This is a genomic window from Limosilactobacillus antri DSM 16041 (genome assembly GCF_000160835.1).
GTDB classification, from domain to species: domain Bacteria; phylum Bacillota; class Bacilli; order Lactobacillales; family Lactobacillaceae; genus Limosilactobacillus; species Limosilactobacillus antri.
Genome location: NZ_GG700735.1, coordinates 23103 through 42842, shown reverse-complemented (window position 1 = coordinate 42842; position 19740 = coordinate 23103). Strand labels below are relative to the sequence as shown.

20 protein-coding genes are annotated in these 19740 nt (G+C 52.1%); 6 read left to right on the top strand and 14 right to left on the bottom strand.

All coding sequences use genetic code 11. The features are described from left to right. Positions 1–32 precede the first annotated feature (32 nt). Positions 33–1226, top strand: coding sequence for a nitrate/nitrite transporter (locus tag HMPREF0494_RS08400; protein ID WP_007124529.1), 1194 nt, complete (start codon positions 33–35; stop codon positions 1224–1226). Positions 1227–1316: 90 nt separating this feature from the next. On the opposite strand, the gene HMPREF0494_RS08395 is transcribed toward HMPREF0494_RS08400, so the two are convergent. From HMPREF0494_RS08395 to HMPREF0494_RS08340, 12 genes are all read right to left on the bottom strand, one after another. Next, the gene (locus HMPREF0494_RS08395) at positions 1317–2222 is read right to left on the bottom strand and encodes a hypothetical protein (RefSeq protein ID WP_007124528.1); all 906 of its coding nucleotides are present in this window, start codon (positions 2220–2222) and stop codon (positions 1317–1319) included. Between the two features lie 4 nt (positions 2223–2226). Next, complete coding sequence (locus tag HMPREF0494_RS08390; protein ID WP_007124527.1) at positions 2227–3201, bottom strand: hypothetical protein; 975 nt, start codon at positions 3199–3201, stop codon at positions 2227–2229. 2 nt (positions 3202–3203) lie between these two features. Next, the gene (locus tag HMPREF0494_RS08385; protein WP_007124526.1) at positions 3204–3479 is read right to left on the bottom strand and encodes a hypothetical protein; all 276 of its coding nucleotides are present in this window, start codon (positions 3477–3479) and stop codon (positions 3204–3206) included. A 98-nt stretch (positions 3480–3577) separates the two neighbouring features. Continuing rightward, positions 3578–4231, bottom strand: coding sequence for a response regulator (locus tag HMPREF0494_RS08380; RefSeq protein ID WP_007124525.1), 654 nt, complete (start codon positions 4229–4231; stop codon positions 3578–3580). Positions 4232–4245: 14 nt separating this feature from the next. After that, positions 4246–5268 (bottom strand): sensor histidine kinase, encoded by a 1023-nt coding sequence (locus HMPREF0494_RS08375; RefSeq protein WP_007124524.1) that lies wholly within the window; start codon positions 5266–5268, stop codon positions 4246–4248. A 280-nt stretch (positions 5269–5548) separates the two neighbouring features. Continuing rightward, the gene (locus HMPREF0494_RS08370; RefSeq protein WP_003715374.1) at positions 5549–5983 is read right to left on the bottom strand and encodes a GAF domain-containing protein; all 435 of its coding nucleotides are present in this window, start codon (positions 5981–5983) and stop codon (positions 5549–5551) included. 12 nt (positions 5984–5995) lie between these two features. After that, entirely contained in the window at positions 5996–6280 is a 285-nt protein-coding gene (locus HMPREF0494_RS08365; RefSeq protein WP_003711331.1) for a hypothetical protein, read from the bottom strand. After that, positions 6277–6834 carry a molybdenum cofactor guanylyltransferase gene (locus HMPREF0494_RS08360; protein WP_007124523.1) on the bottom strand — a complete coding sequence of 186 codons (558 nt, stop codon included), beginning with the start codon at positions 6832–6834 and terminating at the stop codon, positions 6277–6279. The genes HMPREF0494_RS08365 and HMPREF0494_RS08360 overlap by 4 nt, the downstream gene beginning before the upstream one ends. Further along, positions 6831–7325: a molybdopterin-guanine dinucleotide biosynthesis protein B gene (gene mobB, locus HMPREF0494_RS08355; protein WP_007124522.1), complete on the bottom strand. Its 495-nt coding sequence runs from the start codon at positions 7323–7325 to the stop codon at positions 6831–6833. Before mobB ends, HMPREF0494_RS08360 begins: the two co-directional genes overlap by 4 nt. Next, positions 7304–8524, bottom strand: a complete 1221-nt coding sequence (locus HMPREF0494_RS08350; protein ID WP_007124521.1) for a molybdopterin molybdotransferase MoeA — start codon at positions 8522–8524, stop codon at positions 7304–7306. The genes mobB and HMPREF0494_RS08350 overlap by 22 nt, the downstream gene beginning before the upstream one ends. Then, positions 8514–9011 (bottom strand): MogA/MoaB family molybdenum cofactor biosynthesis protein, encoded by a 498-nt coding sequence (locus HMPREF0494_RS08345; RefSeq protein WP_003715383.1) that lies wholly within the window; start codon positions 9009–9011, stop codon positions 8514–8516. Before HMPREF0494_RS08345 ends, HMPREF0494_RS08350 begins: the two co-directional genes overlap by 11 nt. Next, positions 9008–10045: a HesA/MoeB/ThiF family protein gene (locus tag HMPREF0494_RS08340; protein WP_007124520.1), complete on the bottom strand. Its 1038-nt coding sequence runs from the start codon at positions 10043–10045 to the stop codon at positions 9008–9010. The genes HMPREF0494_RS08345 and HMPREF0494_RS08340 overlap by 4 nt, the downstream gene beginning before the upstream one ends. A gap of 148 nt (positions 10046–10193) precedes the next feature. Between HMPREF0494_RS08340 and HMPREF0494_RS08335 the strand changes: the two genes are divergently transcribed. Genes HMPREF0494_RS08335 through narI form a run of 4 tightly spaced genes read left to right on the top strand, consistent with a single transcriptional unit; the run spans position 10194 to position 16664 of the window. After that, complete coding sequence (locus HMPREF0494_RS08335) at positions 10194–13859, top strand: nitrate reductase subunit alpha (RefSeq protein WP_007124519.1); 3666 nt, start codon at positions 10194–10196, stop codon at positions 13857–13859. Further along, entirely contained in the window at positions 13849–15408 is a 1560-nt protein-coding gene (narH, locus tag HMPREF0494_RS08330) for a nitrate reductase subunit beta (protein WP_003711383.1), read from the top strand. Before HMPREF0494_RS08335 ends, narH begins: the two co-directional genes overlap by 11 nt. Then, positions 15401–15979 (top strand): nitrate reductase molybdenum cofactor assembly chaperone, encoded by a 579-nt coding sequence (gene narJ / locus HMPREF0494_RS08325; RefSeq protein WP_007124518.1) that lies wholly within the window; start codon positions 15401–15403, stop codon positions 15977–15979. Before narH ends, narJ begins: the two co-directional genes overlap by 8 nt. Further along, positions 15972–16664: a respiratory nitrate reductase subunit gamma gene (gene narI / locus HMPREF0494_RS08320; protein ID WP_003711345.1), complete on the top strand. Its 693-nt coding sequence runs from the start codon at positions 15972–15974 to the stop codon at positions 16662–16664. The genes narJ and narI overlap by 8 nt, the downstream gene beginning before the upstream one ends. 271 nt (positions 16665–16935) lie before the next feature. Here narI and HMPREF0494_RS08315 read toward each other — a convergent pair whose 3' ends face one another. Continuing rightward, positions 16936–17829, bottom strand: a complete 894-nt coding sequence (locus HMPREF0494_RS08315) for a DMT family transporter (protein WP_040458987.1) — start codon at positions 17827–17829, stop codon at positions 16936–16938. 327 nt (positions 17830–18156) lie between these two features. Between HMPREF0494_RS08315 and HMPREF0494_RS08310 the strand changes: the two genes are divergently transcribed. Beyond that, complete coding sequence (locus HMPREF0494_RS08310) at positions 18157–19497, top strand: FAD-dependent oxidoreductase (RefSeq protein WP_040458986.1); 1341 nt, start codon at positions 18157–18159, stop codon at positions 19495–19497. A 38-nt stretch (positions 19498–19535) separates the two neighbouring features. Here HMPREF0494_RS08310 and HMPREF0494_RS11500 read toward each other — a convergent pair. Then, positions 19536–19740 (bottom strand): hypothetical protein (locus HMPREF0494_RS11500; protein WP_204365259.1); only part of this gene is annotated, 205 nt, incomplete at its 5' end.

Here is a 19740-nt window from a genome sequence, read left to right as displayed (position 1 = left end):
TGCAAGTTTACTTTTGGAGGAGGACTGATTATATGTCTAATGTTAAAAATGTTGCTCATGGCAGCCGTGCCAATGCGTATACAGCACTTATTCTTTCAACCTTGGCAATGATTGTTTGTTTCATGTCCTGGTCAAACTTTGCCCCGTTGGCGTCACAAGTGGCTCAGATGTTTCATTTGTCCGTGGCTGAACGGACACTTCTGTTAGCGACGCCGGTCTTGCTGGGTTCGATTATGCGGATCCCAGTGGGAATTTTATCCGACCGCTATGGTGGTAAGAAAGTTTACCTGATTTTGATGGCCTTCATTCTCATTCCACTACTGATGATTCCCCACGTTCATTCCTTTGGGATGCTCCTGTTTGCGGCCCTGCTGGTCGGGATGTCCGGGACCTCCTTTGCCGTAGGGGTTTCCTATGCCTCTGTATGGTTCCCCGCTGAGCAGCAGGGACTGGCGCTGGGAATCGTTTCGATGGGGAACATGGGGAATGCCGTCGCGGCGATGACCCTGCCATACATTTCTAAGACGGCTGGTTTTGATGCTGTATACTACTTTTTGATTATCCTGACGATCATTTTTGGACTCCTGTTTGCCATCTTCTGTAAGGAAATGCCGGTTGACAAGAGCAAGACGATTGCGGGGGCGCTATCCGTAGCGAAGGATAGCGGGACCTGGTACCTGTCCCTCTTCTACTTCCTGACCTTTGGTCTCTTTGTGTCCTTTACTAATTTGACGCCTACTTTCCTGACGGGAATGTTTAAGTTTAACCCGGTCACGGCGGGCCTTTATTCCGCCCTCTTTGCCTTTGTCTGCACACTGGTCCGGCCAGTGGGTGGCTACTTAGCAGATAAGAAGCGGCCAATGAGCCTTTTACAGTGGACCTTTATTGCAATCATTGTTTTTGGACTGTGGATTATGTTGAGCTTCCACAGTCAAGGCTTCTTCATCGCCGGAATCGTCCTGATCGGCCTGTCCGCCGGAATTGGTAACGGGGTTGTTTTCAAGATGGTTCCATACATCTCCAAGGGCAATACCGGTGCTGTCACTGGTTTCGTTGGTGCTATGGGTGGTCTGGGTGGCTTTTTCCCGCCGCTGGTAATTGGTTACATCTACCAGTGGACGGGCAGCTACGAACTGGGGATTGGCCTGCTCGTCTTGACGGGGGTCATCTGCTGGTTCGCCCTGTGGAAGCACTACATTCATGGCGATGTGCACATCGTTAAATAAGTATTATTAAAAGAGACTGGAAGAAGAAATTCAACCAGTCTCTTTTTGAATGGGGCATACTGACCCGCGCGGTTTAAACCGCCAAATTTATTACTGCACCGCCTTCGCCAGTTGGTCAACTAGGGTCAATAGCTGCTTGCGGCCATTACCGGCGGGCAGGACCTTAATGTCGAGCCGGGCCTGGCTGAGCATTTCCGTGATGATCTCTGCTGCCTTTGGCCGGGCCGTCATGGTAAATTGGTAGGCTTGATCAAAGGCCGCCGGAGTTGGCCGATGGTCCTGGCCGAAGAAGTTCTTGAACCAGGCAGGGTGGTCCTCAATAGCAAAGAGAAGGGGTAAGGGATATTGCCCGGTCAGGATCGCAGTGGTCAATGTTGTAGGCTGCTTAAATAGGGTGGCAAGTTCGTTCACCATCGTTCCCGCGCTACCAATGGTTTGACCAATCTGCCCGGCCAGACTGACCAAGTCGGGCCCCAGATTCGCGAATACTGCCGCTTGTTTAGCAGTGATTGCTGCGAGCAAACCTGCTCGAGACTTGACGTCTAGCAGGTAATCAGCAACTTGGAAGTGCTGGTTGTAGTTGAATTGCAGCCGCTGCAACTGGGCAATCATAAAATCGCCACCGTCAACAGTTAGCTCTTCGACTACCTGGGGTGGATTGCCGACCTTGCCTAGGCGGTTAACAAATTGTCCCATTAAGTAACTGGCAGCAAAGGCCCCGGCTTTTTGTTGGGCTACTGTCCCCACGGTAAGCTGGTTGGGTAAAAAAGCTGGCGGACAGGTGCTGGCCCCCAGCGACAACAGTTCTGGAAGCTGAGCAGCCGTAACCTGGTCGACCGTCAAGTCTTCAGCTGTGAATTGACTAAGAGCCGCAAACAGCTGATAGCGGGTATGTCGCGCTGCCTGGTCGCTGTTAGGGTCCAGGAGGCGCTGAATTAACGGCGGTAGTTGGCTGACGATGACAGCTAGTCCGCCGGTGAGACGTTCATCAATCATCAAATCAGTCCTTAAACTTGTTAATTTCGGCAGTTAACTGTTCGGCGACCGGAATAAAGATGTCGGTCAGGTACTTATTAAAGTCGACCTTGAGCTGTGGTGTTTCGGTGAGCCGCTGGGCCCGCTGAAAGGCATCATTGCGCATATTAACGATTAGCGTTTGCCGTTGGTGGCGGAGGTACTTGGCGAGTTTTTCGTGCCGCGCCTGGTAGCGGAGTAAAAAGTAGTAGAAAATTTCGTAAAAGGTATTATCAAGAACCCAAAAGACGGTGCTGCGGCGGACATTGTCACTCATCATTTCCGTAAAGGAGTTGTCACCGAGCAGTTCGTGGTTAGCAAAGGCCCCAGCGGATAAAACAATAGCTTGGACTTCGTGCATATCGGCCATATACTGACAGAACTGGTCGAGTTCACTATCGTCCAGAGTGAAACCCAGCTGCTCTTCCCACTCGCTGGCGGCCATTTTGCCAAAAGTAGCTTGATACTGCCGGTTGACGTCCTTGCTATCGGCGATGAGGTCAGCGCAAACGGCAGTCAGGGTTTGGAAGTTCTTTTGCAAAAACCCGTGCACCGTTTGCCAAACTAGTTCGATTTGTTGGTTAAAATTACCAAATAACTCCTGGACGGTACCCACCAGCTGCTTTTCGACCTGGCCATCCTCGGTATGGGGCGCGTACTGAACGACTAGTGGGAGACTATCATCAGCGTGGTTAAGCCCATGCTTGCTCCGCTGGTCCCGTTCATATTCCTTCAGTTCGTTGAGATCCAGCAAGCCCAGCGGCATGATGTTGATTTCACTGTTGGTCGCCATGATTTGCAGGGAAAACGGACTGGTATCAGTCTGGTTAGCGGTTAGTGACTTGAGGGCGTCAAAGAGCTTCTTGCGGTTGGCAAGGTCGTCTTCTGGGTCCGCGTAAAAGCCTGACGTATAGATGGCTTGGTTATTGTATTCGCGATTGAGTTTGTCTTCAGCATTCATGATTAATGATCCTTTGTACTTGTTGTTTGCATCAGAGCAGCGAGTTTTGCTTTGCCAGCACTGGTCAGTCGGGCACTGGTCAGGTCCATGCCTGCCAGGCTGGTGGAAAATGAGCTATCAAGCTTGGCCCCCATGATTAAGCCTTCTTGGACCGCATAGGCCGTCGTTTGAAAGAGGTTTGACTGGGGGTTGATTTGCCGCCGGGTCGAGAACCGCCCCCGGGCAACGTCACTGAGGATTCCCCGTAGTTCATCGTCTTGACTAAGGTTGCTTGCCATGATTAATCCCCTCCGAGTAAATAGTCTTCTCCTTTATTGTAGAAAAGAGCTGAGCAAAATAAAATCGGGGATTCCGCTAATTTGGAATCCCCGAATCCTTAAAAATCAATTAGGTGGTGGTGAATAGCATACCGAACCAGCTCAACCCGGCTATGGAGGTGGAGCTTGCGGGAGATGTTGGCCTTATGGGCCTCAACGGTCTTCGTGGAGATAAAGAGCTTTTCGGAAATCTCTCTGTTGGAATAACCGAGGGCCACCAGTGGGAAGACTTCTTTTTCCCGCTTGGAGAGGACGTTATACCCCTTTAAGTTTACGTCGGCACCACTGGCGTTGATCTGTTTGAGGTCGGACTTGCTGATAAGAATGTTAGCATCAAGATAGTTTTCCCCGTTGACAACGTGTTTGAGGGCGGTGAGGATCTCACCGTCAGATGAGCTCTTCAAAATGTATGACATGGCACCGTTGGACATGGCCCGGTTGATGTACTCCTGTTCCTCGTGCATGGACAGGATGATGATCTTAACCTTGGGAAATTTATCATGAATCCGCTTGGTCGTGATTAGGCCGCTTTCGCCAGGAGGCATACTGAGGTCCATGATTAATATATCGATCCCGCCCTGTTCGATTCGCAGGTAGGTGTCAGTACCGCTAGCCGTACCGTCGACCACCGTAAAACCGGGTTGCTGGTTGACCAGGTAAGAAATCCCCGAACGGACGATGGCATGGTCATCCGCCACTAATACTTTATACATAATTATCGCTCCAATTAATTTGTTTGCTGGTAAGGAAATTTCACCGTGATGGTTGTTCCAGCATTAGGCTTGGAATGAATACTGAAGGCGCCGTTAAGGGCCTCGACCCGTTCATTCATGTTCATCAGGCCGAGGGAATGCCCATTAAAGCCGTGCTGCTGGGGGTCAAAGCCCCGCCCGTCGTCAAGAACCTCGAGCTGGATGAAGCGGGGGTGGTCCGTGATAATCACATTAATTTCGTTTGGCGATGCGTGCCGCAGAGCATTGTTAATGGCTTCCTGGCAGATCCGGTAAAGAACGTTCTCGACGTCAGTCGTCAGCTGGTCGGTACTGGCGTTGCCAATTACGTTAATCGTAACTCCAGAATTTTCCTGCAACCGTTTGGCGAGGGCCTTAACAGCCGGAATCAAGCCGAAACTGTCGAGAACCGAGGGCCGGATGTCAAGGGCCATCCCCTTAATCGCTGCCAGGGTTTCCTGCAATTGGATTTCGACTGCCTGGCTGATTTGGGCACGTTGGAGGGTGGATAGATCTTCATGGTGTAAGCGCCGGACCCCCATAATGGCGGAGTAGACCCCCTGAGCGATGCTATCGTGGAGGTCCTGGGAAATCCGTTGCCGTTCCCGTTCGTGAGCTCGGTTTACATACTGGTTTAGCTGGCGTTGCTCTTCAATTTTCGTCAGCCGCTGCTGCTGTTCGCGATTTTCTAAGATCAGGGCGAAGACGCCCTTCTTGCTTTCGAGTGGTTTATACACGAGTGAAAAATGGATTTTTTGTCCTTGAGGGTTCCGGGACGAGATTGGGACCGCCACAAAGTCCATCCGGCTTTTTATCTGGCAATTCGCGCAGTCATTATGGCCGTGCTGCTGCCAAGCATTTTTAGCAATTTGGAGAATGTAGTCAGGACTAAGCCCAATTTGATTAGTCAGGTGCTGGGCCAAGCGGTTGCTCAAAACCAGTCCGTCGTTTTGAAAAATCATCACGGCATCCGGGGACTGGTCAAAATAGTCTCGAATCCAGTTAATGCTTTCGAGCATGAAAATCTCCTCCCCCTAAACATTCAAGTTTTATCTTATAATAATAGTAGTGAAAGCGCAATTGATCCGCCAGTCAGAGGAAAGCGTTGAGGGCCCGTGACAAAGCCATATTTTGCCGCAGGCCCTCCTTTTAGTTCTGAATGTTTTAACAATATCGTGTGCCCCGTCTCAGAGGTCTAGGGGCTAGTGCTACGGAGCAAAATAATTTGCTTACGGACAATCCACTGGTCCGTGCCAGTGATTGTTCTAAGTTAGCCTGACAGCTCCGTTTTAACATTAACTAATGAATAAAGCCCTGCAGTTGTTTTACAGATTCCTGGCTAACCTGTCGCTTGCCGTCACGGTAGCCGGCAAGCAGGACCCCCGTCACAACCCCCATCGTGCTAGATGAAAGGGGAATTGCAGCGGCAGCAGTAAGTGCTTCGGCCCCAGCGATCGGGGTGTACATAGCACTGGAAAGGGTATATTTAGGCAGGTCGTTGCTATAAAATGGCTTCCCTGTTCGTAAAACCAGCCCGGCAATTCCAAAGCCGCGACGGAGCGTTATCTTACGAAAGCGTTCATTGCGGTTACCTGCGACAAAACACCATTTGATTGGGTAGGGATACAATTCCGCCTGGAGAGCAATTCCAACAAATTCAAAGTCGCTGTGGTGGTAAACACGATTAACTAGTTTTTGATAGTCATAAATCGTACTTGGTTCTTCTGTAACCATAGTGAAACCTCCTCACGGTTGCTGGGGCAACCCCATTGATGGTCCTTGAAAGTACCTTTGACTATTGAACTTGAAAGCGGGATCTTGAAACTGCCGGTAGTGGTCGTAGTCGCGTTGGAGCTGCTGAATTTGATCATCCAGTTGTTCCAGTTCAGCGTCCCGTTCGAGTGAGCTAAGCTGCTGGTTAACTTCTTGCTCCCGATTTTCCAGCATGGTCCGTCGCAGGGCAAGGTCGTTTAGGACGAGGGCGACTAGTTTCTGAAAATCCGGCTCGGTAATCTGCTCTTTACTCTTCATGGAATATGCTCTCCTTGGTCATAGTTGAGATTAATAAATTCGTGGCTGTCAGGGAATAATAACGGTTGGCAGTGGCAGCAATCAATGATGAAGTGCCGCAGCCGCCAGTCACCGTGTGCCAGCCAGTTAACGACTTGCCGGTGACTGCATCTGAAATGGGCGATGGTGTAGTGGGCGTGGCCTACGGTCGCTGCAACGGTGTTCGGCTGGTCAGCAATCCGATTGACCGTCGCTGGGGTGAGATTAGGGTAGTCAACCGGTAGCATTTGGTAGTCGACATCGCCGGTCCGTAAACTGGTGGCGGTCGCAATGGCAGCCAGCGGGCCGTGGTTGGCATACTCAGCGAGGTCACAAACGATGGTGATGCCGCTGCCCAGTTGGCTCTTAATTTTACCCTGGTTAGCTCGGTTAGCGCAAACAATAATCTGTTCACAAGCGCTTAGTTTATTGACCGCGAGCTGGACGTTACTGTACTTTTGTCCTGGTAGCTGACAGGTAGCCTTGTCACGACCAAAGCGGAGCGACTGACCGCCGGCAAGGACGATTCCAATCATGGCTGCGGCCCCTCCTCTCGACGGCGAATTAGATAGTCAAGACACCAGTTGACGGTTTGCTCGAGGCCAACCAAGTCGGCAGCAGGATTGGGCGTCAGGCTAGCTGTTACGACGACTCCAGCCTGGGGGACAGTTTTTAACGTTTCGTCAGGCGCCAGCATTACCAGTTTTGAGTAGTTGGCGGCTTTATGGCCCTCGATGACTACAAGATCATTCTTCTGGCGAAGCCGGTTGACTAAGAACGAGAGCGGGGGAACTGGCGCTTGCTGGTGATAAAAGAGCCCTTGGCTAGACTCTAGGACCACCTGATGAGCCCCGGCCCTGCTCATTAGGTCACTGTCTGTTCCGGGAACGTCCATGGCTCCCGTATGGGCATCATGTTTGATTGCCGCTACCCGCCAACCCTGGGCGGTGAGGGCGCTGATCAGTTTAGTAGTAACTAAGGTTTTACCACTATTCTTGTGACCAACTATTTGAAAGGTAATAGCCATGCGTCTGTCTCCGTTCCAACTTCCATCGGGGTGGTGCTATGGGGAATTAAGGCCAGGCAGGTGGTTGTTTGCAGATTAGCTAGCGAGCCGGACCGGTTAATCCCATTAGGATAGACCCGGTAGTGACCGTTATTTTCCTGGTAGGTACACCGGAGGTAGCGGTCAAAACCATTCGTTTTATTATAAGGTGCTGCCAAGGTGGCCCGGACCTTCTTAACCCGGCTCAGTTGATGCTGGTAGCGGCGGATTAAAGGCTCCACATATAAGTAGAAACCGGTAAAGCAGGCGCCCGGGTTCCCGGAGAGGGCCATTACAAAGGTGTGATCCTGGATAAAAGCAGTGGTGACGCTGCCAGGACGTTGTTTAATCTTGTTAAAGAGTAGCTGGTCAGCGTTGCGGGCAGTATCGCCAAGGTAGTCAAAGTCGCCAACTGAAACGCCGCCGTCGGTGATGACGATGTCATGACTGGCAATTTGCTCGTTGAGGACCTGCTTAATGCGATTTTTGTCATCAGGGAGCTGGGCTGTAAAGTCGACGATCCCCCCGTTTTCTTCAATCAGCCGTTGAAGCATTAGACCATTACTGTTGTAAATCTTGCCGGGTGTGATCGGGGCACCGGCCGCCAATAGTTCAGTCCCGGTAGCGATGATGGCAATCCGGGGCCGTTGGTAGACGGTAACCTGATCGATGCCGAATGCGGTCAGAACTGCAAGACCACCGGGATTAAGCTCCTGGTCCTTATCTAGGATGACGTTGCCCTTCTTGCCGTCGGTCCCCTTTTCCGTAATGTTGGTTTTGCTTTCACTAGTCAAAATTTGGACCTTGTTTTCCTGACCCGTGACTGGGCGAGTTTTTTCAATCCGGATAACCTTACTGGCATCGTCAGGAACAAAGGCGCCGGTCATAATCCGGACGGCGTCACCTGGCCGGAGAGGGGCCGTCCAAGTCGCGCCGGCTTGAATTTCGCCCCGGACGGTAAATTCCTTGGGGAAGTCATGGTCATCGTCGGCTAAGATAGCGTACCCGTCCATTCCTGCCCGGCGAAAGTGGGGATAATCGTAAGGGGCAAGGACCGCGGTGGCGAGGACCCGGTGGTTGGCCTGGGCGGTCGGGATGACCTCAGTTGCGGCCGTTAGCGGGACCGCGGCGATTTTGGCCTGGGCCTGGGCAACTGAAATTGGTGTTCTTCTAGTGAGCATGGTGGTGAACTTCCTTTCGCTGGTTGCTGCTTTCAAATAAAAGGTGCTGATATTCGGGGATGATAAGGCGGTCGAGCGCCGTTTGGCACGCATTCGGCGACCCTGGCAGGCAGTAAGTAAGCTGGTTACGGTAGTTAAAACCAGCAAGTGCCTGGGAGGCGAGTGCCCGCGTGCCGATTTCCGCCAGCGAAATCTGGCGGAAATATTCGCCAAAGCCGGGGATGACCTTGACCAGGAGGGGGCGGATCGCAGGAATTGTGGTGTCCCGCTGGGCGACTCCGGTTCCCCCATTGGTAATAATAATGTCCGGCCCGGCTTGCTCAAGTTGGAGAAAGGCGGCCTGGATATCGACCAGGTCATCTTTGACCAGAATGCGCTTTAGAATAGTGAATTGATGGCTGGTTAGGCGGTCGGCGATTAGGTCTCCCGATCGGTCGGTGGCTAGTTGGCGACTGTCACTGATGGTTAAAATAGCGGCGGTTGTCATGGTTGACCTCCCTTGCTGACTTCGTTCGCAACTTGTTTGATGCTGGTTAATAAGTGGTTAGCGGCCTCTGGCGTAGCGAGTTGGTACATGATGAGCCGGCCCGTCCTAAAGAGGCTGACGGGATGGTCCTGCCACTGAAAATGGATGAACAGCGGGCTGGTACCGACCAGCAGAGAGCGCTGCTTCAACCACTCCTGCCAGCTGACCAGGTCGACCGGGGCAGTTAAGGTCGTGTAAAAAGCGCCCTCTCCGCAGAGCATTTTCAACTCCGGCTGCTCTTGTTCGAGCTTGGTGAAGAGCTGGTCAGTTGGGGTATGGCAGGTAGGGCAGTCCGACCGCTTTTTGATCTTAAACCGGTTCCAGGTCAGTGCCCAGTTATCGATGGTGTAGAGACGGCTGAAGTCGATACTTGCCCGGTCCACCAGGTAGTGGAGGGCGAGTGAAACCTGGAGCCCAGCGATCACCGGGATGAGGGCCGTGTTGACCCCGATGACGTCACAATCGGCTTGCTTTAGCTGGTCGAGGTTGGGAAAGAGACAGTTAAGGCACGGGTGTTTATGCGGCGACACGGCCATAACGTTGCCGTAGGTCCCAGCACAGCTAGCAAAGAGGTAATCAAAGTGCTGGGCGATTGCCAACCGGTTTAGCAGGTCCCGGGCGGTGTAATTGTCGAGGCAGTCGAGACAGAGGTCAAAGGACTGTTTTTGGATAACGTCGGTGGTGAGCGGCGCCGGGATTGCTGTGACCGCCACCGTAGGGTTAATCGCTTGCAGGTGCTCTTTGGCTGCTAGGACCTTGAAACACTTCTTGGCGGCGTCGAAGGTTGTGTACAGCGCCTGCCGCTGCAAGTTGCTGACCGTGACGACATCGGGATCGACGAGGATCAGCCGTTTGACCCCTGCCCGGACCAACTGGCTGGCGGCATAGCTTCCCAGTGCGCCCAGGCCCACGATGAGGATGGTGGCCTGGCTGATCTTCGCCTGGCCGGCGGGACCGATCTGGCGGACCCGTTCTTGACGGTCATAACGGTTCATGTCTAATTAACACCTCATTTAAGTAAAAATATAGGTAATTCCCTAGTCGTAGTATAGCAGGATTGATGATAGTCTTTACATTAGGGAAAAGGCTTACTTTCAAAGTCTAAGTGGAAGGGCCCAATTTAGTAAGGGAGGTAAGACAACGATGAAGTCGCGGTTCTTTAATAAGGTTGAGAAATTTAATGGAACCTTTACGCAACTCGAGGAAAATAACCGACGTTGGGAAAAGCTTTATCGGCAACGCTGGGCACATGATAAGGTCGTGCGGACAACCCACGGGGTTAACTGTACGGGGTCATGTTCCTGGAACGTCTACGTTAAACAAGGAATTATCACCTGGGAGCACCAGGCAACTGATTATCCGGAGTGTGGCGCCAATATGCCGGGGTATGAACCACGGGGATGCCCGCGGGGTGCTAGTTTCTCCTGGTATGAGTATAGTCCGGTGCGGATTAAGTACCCGTATATCCGGGGACGGCTGTGGAAATTATGGACGGCGGCCAAAAAGGAACACGATAACCCCTTGACTGCCTGGGCCAGCATCGTTGAAGACCCAGCGAAAGCTAAGGAATACAAGTCGGTTCGTGGTCACGGCGGCCTAATTCGGGTTCACCGAAACGAGGCCTTAGAACTGATTTCCGCTGCCTGCCTGTACACGATTAAGAAGTACGGACCCGACCGGATCGGCGGCTTCACGCCAATTCCAGCAATGTCGATGATGAGCTTCAGTGCCGGAGCACGCTTTCTCGCCCTCCTTGGTGGGGAGCAGATGAGCTTCTACGACTGGTATGCCGACCTGCCACCGGCTTCACCACAGGTTTGGGGTGAGCAGACGGACGTGCCAGAGTCAGCAGAGTGGTACAACAGTTCTTACATCATTATGTGGGGGTCCAACGTCCCGCTAACCCGGACACCGGATGCGCATTTTATGACGGAAGCCCGGTACAAGGGGGCTAAGGTAGTTGCCGTTAGTCCAGACTACGCGGAAAACGTTAAGTTCGCTGATGACTATCTCGCCCCGCATCCGGGGAGCGACTCGGCCGTTGCCCAGGCAATGACCTATGTGATCTTAGACGAGTTTTACCAAAAGCACCCGGTAGATCGCTTCATCAAGTATTCCAAGCAATTTACTGACCTGCCGTTCCTGGTTGAATTAGGGCCGAGTGCCGCCAATAGCAACCACTTCACCGCGGGCCGCTTTGTCCGGATCAGCGACCTGGTACATGACGATACGGTGGTGAACCCCGAATGGAAGACGGTGGTTTACGATACCCGTCAGCAAAAGATTGTTGTGCCTAACGGGACCATGGGTCAGGAATATGATGCTAAGGAAAAGTGGAACCTGGAATTGAAGGATCAGGAGGGAAACGAAATTGACCCGGCCCTGTCCGTTAACGACCAGGATGCTACGACTACCCAGGCGGTAATTGACTTCCCCGCCTTTAGTAACGAGGGTAATGCCGTGGTTATCCGGCACATTCCGGTGCGCAAACTAACCTATGCGGACGGCAGTGAACACGACGTTACGACCGTTTATGATTTGATGATGGCCCAAATGGGGATTAACCGGACCGGCGATGATGAATTGGCTGCCAAGGATGCTCATGACGCCACCAGCTTCTTTACCCCTGCCTGGCAAGAAAAACGCTCCGGAGTCAAGGCTGACCAGGTAATCCAGATTGCCCGTGAATTTGCCCAAAACGCTGCCGACCATGATGGCGCCAGCATGGTCATCATGGGTGGCGGGGTCAACCACTGGTTTAACGCTGACATGAACTACCGGACGATTATCAACATGCTGATGCTCTGCGGCTGTGTTGGTAAGACCGGTGGCGGCTGGGCCCACTATGTTGGTCAGGAAAAACTGCGGCCGCAAGAGGGCTGGGCTAACATCACCTTTGCCAACGACTGGGAAAAGGGCGGTGCCCGGCAGATGCAGGGAACAACCTGGTACTACTTTGCCACTGACCAATGGCGGTACGAGGAAATTGATAACCAGGCCCAAAAGTCCCCGGTATGGAAGAGCAAGCATACTTATCTCCATAATGCCGATTACAACCAGTTGGCAATCCGGCTCGGCTGGCTGCCATCTTACCCGCAATTCAACCGGAACCCGCTGTCCTTTGCCAAGGATTACGGGACCACTGACCTGGCGAAAATTACGCCGAAGTTGGTAGAAGAATTGAAGAAGGGAAGCCTGCATTTCGCAGCTGAGGACCCAGATGCCAACGAGAACCAGCCTAAAGCCTTCTTCTTGTGGCGGTCCAACCTCTTTGCCTCATCCGGTAAGGGAGCTGAATACTTTATGAAGCACTTGCTGGGTGCGGAAAACGGTCTACTGGCGAAGCCAAACTCACGCCGCAAGCCAACTGAAATGGTTTGGCATGACCAGGCCGCTACCGGGAAGCTCGACTTGGTTGTCGATATGGATTTTCGGATGGTATCGACCCCGATGTACTCTGACGTGGTCTTGCCAGCGGCAACCTGGTACGAGAAGAAGGACCTCTCATCGACGGATATGCACCCGTTTATTCACCCATTCAACGATGCCATTAGTCCGATGTGGGAGTCCAAGTCCGACTGGCAGCAGTTTAAGCTGCTGGCCAAGACCTTCTCTAAGATGGCCGCAAAGTACCTGCCGGGAGTGCACTATGATTTGAAGAGTGCTCCGCTCGGTCATGATACTCCAGGAGAGATCGCCCAGCCCCTTGGCAAAATCAGGGACTGGAAGAAGGGGGAGGTTGAACCAATCCCTGGCAAGACGATGCCGTCATTAACGCTGATCCCGCGTGATTACAGCAAGGTTTATGAGAAGTTTATTACCCTGGGACCAAATGTCGTTAATAACTACGGCTACGAAGTTCAGGACCAGTACGACTACTTGAAGGACCTCAACGGGGTGGCGGCAGAAGGTATCGGTGCCGGCTGTCCGCTGCTGGACGAAGACGAGAAGGTTTGCGACGCGATCTTACGGCTGTCGACGGCTTCCAATGGTAAGCTGGCGGACCGGGCCTGGGCAAAGAAAGAAGCCCGGACTGGTGAGCACCTGACCGATATTGGCCGGGGCCACGCGGATGACGTGATGTCGTTTAAGAAGATTACGGCCCAGCCGCAGGAAGCTTACCCGACCCCGATTGGGACCTCGGCTAAGCACGGTGGCGACCGGTATACGCCATTCTCCCTGATGACAGAGCGGAAGGTGCCAACCCGGACTCTGACCGGCCGGGAGCAGTTCTACGTTGACCACGAGGTCTTCCGTGAATTCGGCGAAGGTCTAGCAACCTACAAGCCATCACTGCCACCGATTGTATTGGCACCTGAGGATACCGACGTTAAGCCAGTCAAGGATGAAATTACCTTAAAGTACATGACCCCGCACGGGAAGTGGAACATCCACACGATGTACTATGACAATCTTGAGATGCTGACGCTCTTCCGGGGTGGCCCGACCGTATGGATCAGCCCAGAAGATGCCGACCGGCTGAAGGTGAAGGATAACGACTGGTTGGAAGCCTATAATCGAAACGGGGTCGTGACTGCCCGGGCCGTTGTTTCTCACCGGATGCCGAAGGGCTCGATGTACATGTACCATGCCCAGGATAATGAAATCTACGAACCACTCTCCACAATTACTGGTAACCGTGGTGGTTCGCACAACGCGCCAACGCAGATTCACGTAAAACCAACGCACATGGTCGGCGGCTACGGCCAGCTGAGTTATGCCTGGAACTACTATGGTCCGACTGGAAACCAGCGGGACCTCTACGTCAACGTACGAAAGTTAAAGAAGGTGAACTGGAGTGAAGATTAAAGCACAAATTGGGATGGTACTGAACCTTGATAAGTGTATCGGCTGCCATACCTGCTCGGTAACTTGTAAGAATACCTGGACGAACCGGCCCGGGGCTGAGTATATGTGGTTTAATAATGTTGAAACTAAGCCGGGGGTCGGCTTCCCGAAGCGCTGGGAAGATGAAGACCAGTACCACGGGGGCTGGACGCTCAATGCCAAAGGGAAGCTCCAATTGCGGGCTGGAAACAAGCTCAACAAGATCGCCCTGGGAAAGATCTTTTATAACAATGATATGCCTGAGATGGACAACTACTACGAACCATGGACTTACGATTATAAGACCCTTTTTGGCCCTGAACGCAAGCACCAGCCCGTGGCGCGGCCAAAGTCCCAAATTACGGGTGAAAACATGGAACTAACGACGGGCCCAAACTGGGACGACGACCTCGCCGGTTCGACAGAGTATGTTCAGCAGGACCCGAACATGCAAAAGATCGAGGGCGATATCAAGAAGAACTTTGAACAGGCCTTCATGATGTACCTGCCCCGGCTATGTGAACACTGTCTTAACGCCCCCTGTGTGGCTTCTTGTCCGTCTGGCGCGATGTACAAGCGGGATGAAGATGGAATCGTCTTGGTAGACCAAGAACGGTGCCGGGGCTGGCGATTCTGCATGACCGGCTGTCCATACAAGAAGGTCTACTTTAACTGGAAGACCCATAAGGCGGAGAAGTGCACGTTCTGTTACCCGCGGATTGAAGAGGGGCAGCCGACCGTCTGTGCTGAAACCTGTGTGGGCCGGATTCGTTACATCGGTGCCATGCTGTATGATGCCGACCGGGTTGAACAAGCTGCGTCAACCCCGGACGAAAGCAAACTTTATGAAGCCCAGCTGGGCTTGTTCCTGGACCCGAACGACCCAGAGGTGGTCAAGCAGGCACTTAAGGACGGAATTTCAGAGGAAATGATTGCGGCAGCTCAGAAGTCGCCGATTTACAAGCTAGCGGTGAAGGAAAAGATTGCCTTTCCGTTGCACCCAGAGTACCGGACGATGCCAATGGTTTGGTACATTCCACCGCTATCACCAGTGATGTCCTACTTTGAAGGACGCAACTCGATCAAGGACCCAGACATGATCTTCCCCGGAATCGACCAGATGCGGATTCCAGTTCAGTACCTGGCAAACCTCCTGACTGGCGGTAACGTGCCGGTGGTCAAGAGTGCCTTGTATAAGTTAGCCATGATGCGGTTGTACATGCGGGCCAAGACCAGCGGTAAGGACTTTGACACTAGTAAGCTGACCCGGGTTGGTTTGACCGCGGCCCGGGCAACGTCCCTTTACCGTCTGCTCGCGATTGCGCGTTACGAGGACCGTTTTGTGATTCCGCGGAGCCAAAAGGCTGAGTTGGAAAACGCTCAGAGTGAGCAGGGCGGCTTGGGTTACAACGAATGTGAAGGCTGTGCCTTAGCACCGCAGCACCGGAGTATGTTCCAGAAGGCCGAAGCTGGCAAGTCTACTAATGAGATCTATGCCGACAGCTTCTACGGGGGGATTTGGCGTGATTGATTTTAAGCGACTAGCGCAATTACGGCCGACATTTGCTATCTTGTCACGGCTGGTTGACTACCCGACAACGGATACCTTTTCAGCAACGACCCGCCAGCAGCTGGCAACAGACCGGGCGCTGGCGCAAGCAACCCGGAAGCAATTACTCGGGTTGTTTGATCAGTTGGCTGCGCCCACTTATTTGGAGCAACAGACTAACTATGCTCAACTATTCGAAATGAACCGGCGCTACACTTTGTATATGTCGTATTACAAAATGACCGATTCTCGTGAACGGGGAACGGTCTTGGCCAAACTCAAGATGCTCTACGAGATGTTTGGGGTGGCGGAGACGACTAGTGAGCTGTCTGACTACTTGCCATTACTATTGGACTTTTTGGCCTGCGGCGACTACTTGGACGATCCGCGCCGGGTAGATCTGCAGCTAGCGTTAAGTGTAATTGAGGACGGCACGTACAACCTCCTCGCTAACGCGGCAGCTGACAGTGATCATCCGTATATTAAATTAATTCAAATGACGCGGGACATAATTGGTTCCTGCGTGAAAGCAGAGGTGAAAACAGATGCATAATGGTTGGTCAATCTTTTTATGGGTTGTGTACCCGTATGTCATGTTGGCATCCTTTATCATTGGTAACTTTGTCCGTTTTAAGTATTTCCACTGTTCGATTACGGCAAAGTCGAGTGAAATTTTTGAAAAGAAGAAGTTGATGATCGGCAGCATTACCTTCCACGTTGGAATTATTCTGGCCTTCTTTGGCCACTGCCTGGGGATGCTGGTACCACAGAGCTGGACGGCTTTCTTTGGTATTACCGAGCGCATGTACCATCTTTATGGCTCACTAATGATGGGAATCCCAGCTGGACTGCTGGCTTTTATCGGAATTGCCATTCTGACTTACCGGCGGATGACGGTGATGCGGGTTTTTAAGACCAGTGACCTCAATGACATCATCATTGACTGGGCGCTATTGATTACGATTGCACTGGGCCTGTCTTGTACGATTACCGGTGGCTTTATCGACTATAATTACCGGCTTACGATTGGTCCGTGGGTGCGGAGTCTCTTTACGCTTCACCCGCAATGGCAGTTGATGGCCAACGTCCCGCTGATTTACAAGGTCCACATCCTGTGTGGCTTTGCCATCTTCGGTTACTTCCCGTATACCCGGTTGGTTCACGCACTGACCTTGCCATGGCAGTATATTTTCCGTCGTTACATTGTTTACCGGCGGCGGGTTAACGCTTCGTATTAATTGAGTGGCAATATTAAGGAGGCTGGGAATCAGCCTCTTTGCTATTTTAAAGATAGTAATGCAACAGCGCAGTAGCTGGCTGGTAGGTTAAACGCTAATAAATCGGCATTTGACCTACCCTAAATAGGCTTGCTGCGCGCCGAAAGACAAACACCGAAAATCAGCTTGCCAGTCGATTTTCGGTGTTCTTTTCCACTCTTTTGTTTAGTTAAAAAGATTACGTGATGCCAGGTCCATAACCATGGCCTGGATAATAGCTCCTTTTGATTGACTATGCCCGTTCGCGGGTCTTGGTAAAGGTGACGATGGTGCTTGCACTGATCACCAGCAGGGCCCCACCAATCAGAGATGGTGTGATTTGAACCGGGAAGAAGAAAGCCGAGTAGATGATTACGATGACCGGCCCAAATGCCCGGACGATGTTAGCCTTACCTGCGGAGATGAAGCGCAGGCTAGTGTAGAAGAGTAAGAGTGACATGAAACCGTTAAAGAAGGCTCCAGCGAAGTTAAAGGCGACAGCCTGGCCGGAGATATTCTTAAAAGAAGTTCCGCTGGCCAGTGCGTAGCCCACCAGCAGCAGTGCAGACGTCAGGTGGTTATAAAACAAGACGTTGCTGGGCTGGGCGTCCTTGACCAGGTGCTTGGCAGTGATGTTGTTGGCGGCGTACATCAGCGGGTAGATAAAAGCACAGATAATTCCCCAGCCATTATCACTCAACTGGATTCGGCCGCCGGAAATCAGGAATGAACCAAGAATACAAAGAATAATTGCCAGGTAGTCCCAGCCCCCGATGCGTTCCTTTAAGAAGAGGTAAGAGAGGACGAAGACGTAGACGAGGTACATCCGAGCAATTAAAGTGACCGTAATCGGGCTGAGAAGGGAGAGTGCCACATATTGGAGGATAATTCCGACGGCGTTGGTACCCCCGAGCAGCCACAGCCACGGATTTTTAAGTGTGGTTAGCGAAACCTGCCGATGGCTCAGCAAGACGACGATGAGAACAAAGCCCGCTGCAAAACAACTGGTAAAGATCCCCCCGATGACCGGACTAAGGCTGGTTAATGAAAATTTATTCAGGACCGGGCTGATGCTGCTAAAGAGTAGTGAGATGAGGTTTAACTCGACGCCCCATAGCTGGCCCTTATTAATGGCTGCTTGCTTCAATGGAGTCACTCCTATCGATTGATTTAATACCCCCTATTATTGGCGATTAGCGGGGGGAAAGCAATCGGGGAAAGACCTATAAACGCCAGCACCGTTTCTACGTGACTGCTGTTTAAGTAACTGGGTGGCTCAACACTTACTATAAATTAGTAATAACGCCAAATTTATAAAAAGGGGGCTGCACGCACAGATAACAGTGTTTATCGAATGATAAATGTACAGCGGTAGTTACTGAATTCACAAATTCTTCTGGACAACGGGTAATAGGTTGCTATAATTACGGTGTGTTAGAAGTAAACACTTATCGAACGATATAGGAGGATGACTATGAAGATCGTAATTATTGGTTGTACCCATGCGGGAACCATTACTGCCAGTCAAGTACTCAGCCAGCACCCGGATGCCGAGGTGACCATCTACGAGAAGAACGACAACGTTTCCTTTCTCTCGTGCGGCATTGCAACCTACTTGGGCGGGGTTGCTAAAAACATTGATGATATGTTCTACTCAAGCCCGGAAGCCCTGTCCCAGCTTGGTGCAGCCGTTCACATGCAGCATGAAGTTACCGCGGTGGACCTGCAAAAGAAGACCCTGCAAGTTAAAGACCTGGTCAGCGGTGAAGAAACTGAGGACCACTATGACAAGCTGATGGTAACGACCGGTTCCTGGCCGGTAATTCCGAACCTGCCAGGAATTGACGATCCGAATGTTTACCTCTGCAAAAACTACAACCACGCCCAAAAGCTCTTTGAGGTCGCACAAAATGCACAAAAGGTGGTCGTGATTGGCGGCGGCTACATCGGGGTTGAACTGGTTGAAGCGTACAGCAAACAGGGCAAGCAGGTAACCCTGATCGACGGCAACGACCGCCTGCTCAGCAAGTACTACGATGCCAAGTACACCGACATTGTCACCAAGGACTTTGAAGACCACCAGGTGACGCTGGCCCTTGGCGAACTGGTTGCCGGGTTTGAACCAGCGGACCAGGGAGTCGTGGTTAAGACCGATCGGGGGAGCTACGACGCCGACATTGCCATCCTCTGCATTGGCTTCCGCCCGAATACCAGCCTCTTCAAGGACCAGCTTGAATTCAACGCGGACGGCTCAATCAAGACCAACGCTTATATGCAGACTTCGGACCCGGACGTCTATGGTGCAGGTGATTCGGTCGCGGTTCACTACAACCCGACGAACCAGGAAGCTTACGTTCCGTTGGCGACCAATGCGGTCCGGCAGGGAATCATTGCCGGTACCAACCTCTACGGCAATACCATGACTTACATGGGAACCCAGTCGACCTCGGGCCTGCAGCTGTACGACAACGCGATGTCCTCGACTGGGATGACCCTGGAAAGTGCCAAGGCCGCGGGCTTTGATGCCGATGCTGTGACCTTTGAGGATCACTACCGGCCGGAATTTATGCCGACCAACGCCACGGTGATCGGGACGGTGGTCTGGGACCGGAGCAACAACCAGATTTTGGGTGCCCAATTTATGAGCAAGTTGGACATTTCCATGTACGCGAACGCGGTTTCCGTGATGATTCAAAACCATAACACGATTGACTTCATGGCGATGGTTGATATGTTGTTCCAACCGAACTTCGACCGGCCATTCAACTTCATCAACTTACTGGGCCAGCAAGCTGTTGCCAAGGCGGTCAAGTAGTAAGAAAAAGCCGGTGCTTGGCAGCGTTACGGCATAAGTTAAGAATGGAATCTGGAAATTAACTCAGTCTCTTTACTGTTTTTAAGATAAAAATGCCTCAGCGCAGTAGCTGGCTGGCAGTTCAAACGCTGATAAACCAGCGTTTGACCAACCCCAAATAGGCTTGCTGCGCGGCGTAGCCATCCTTGCGGAGGTTCCCAGAGGCTAGCTTCGCGTCGAAAGACAAACACCGAAAATCGGCTG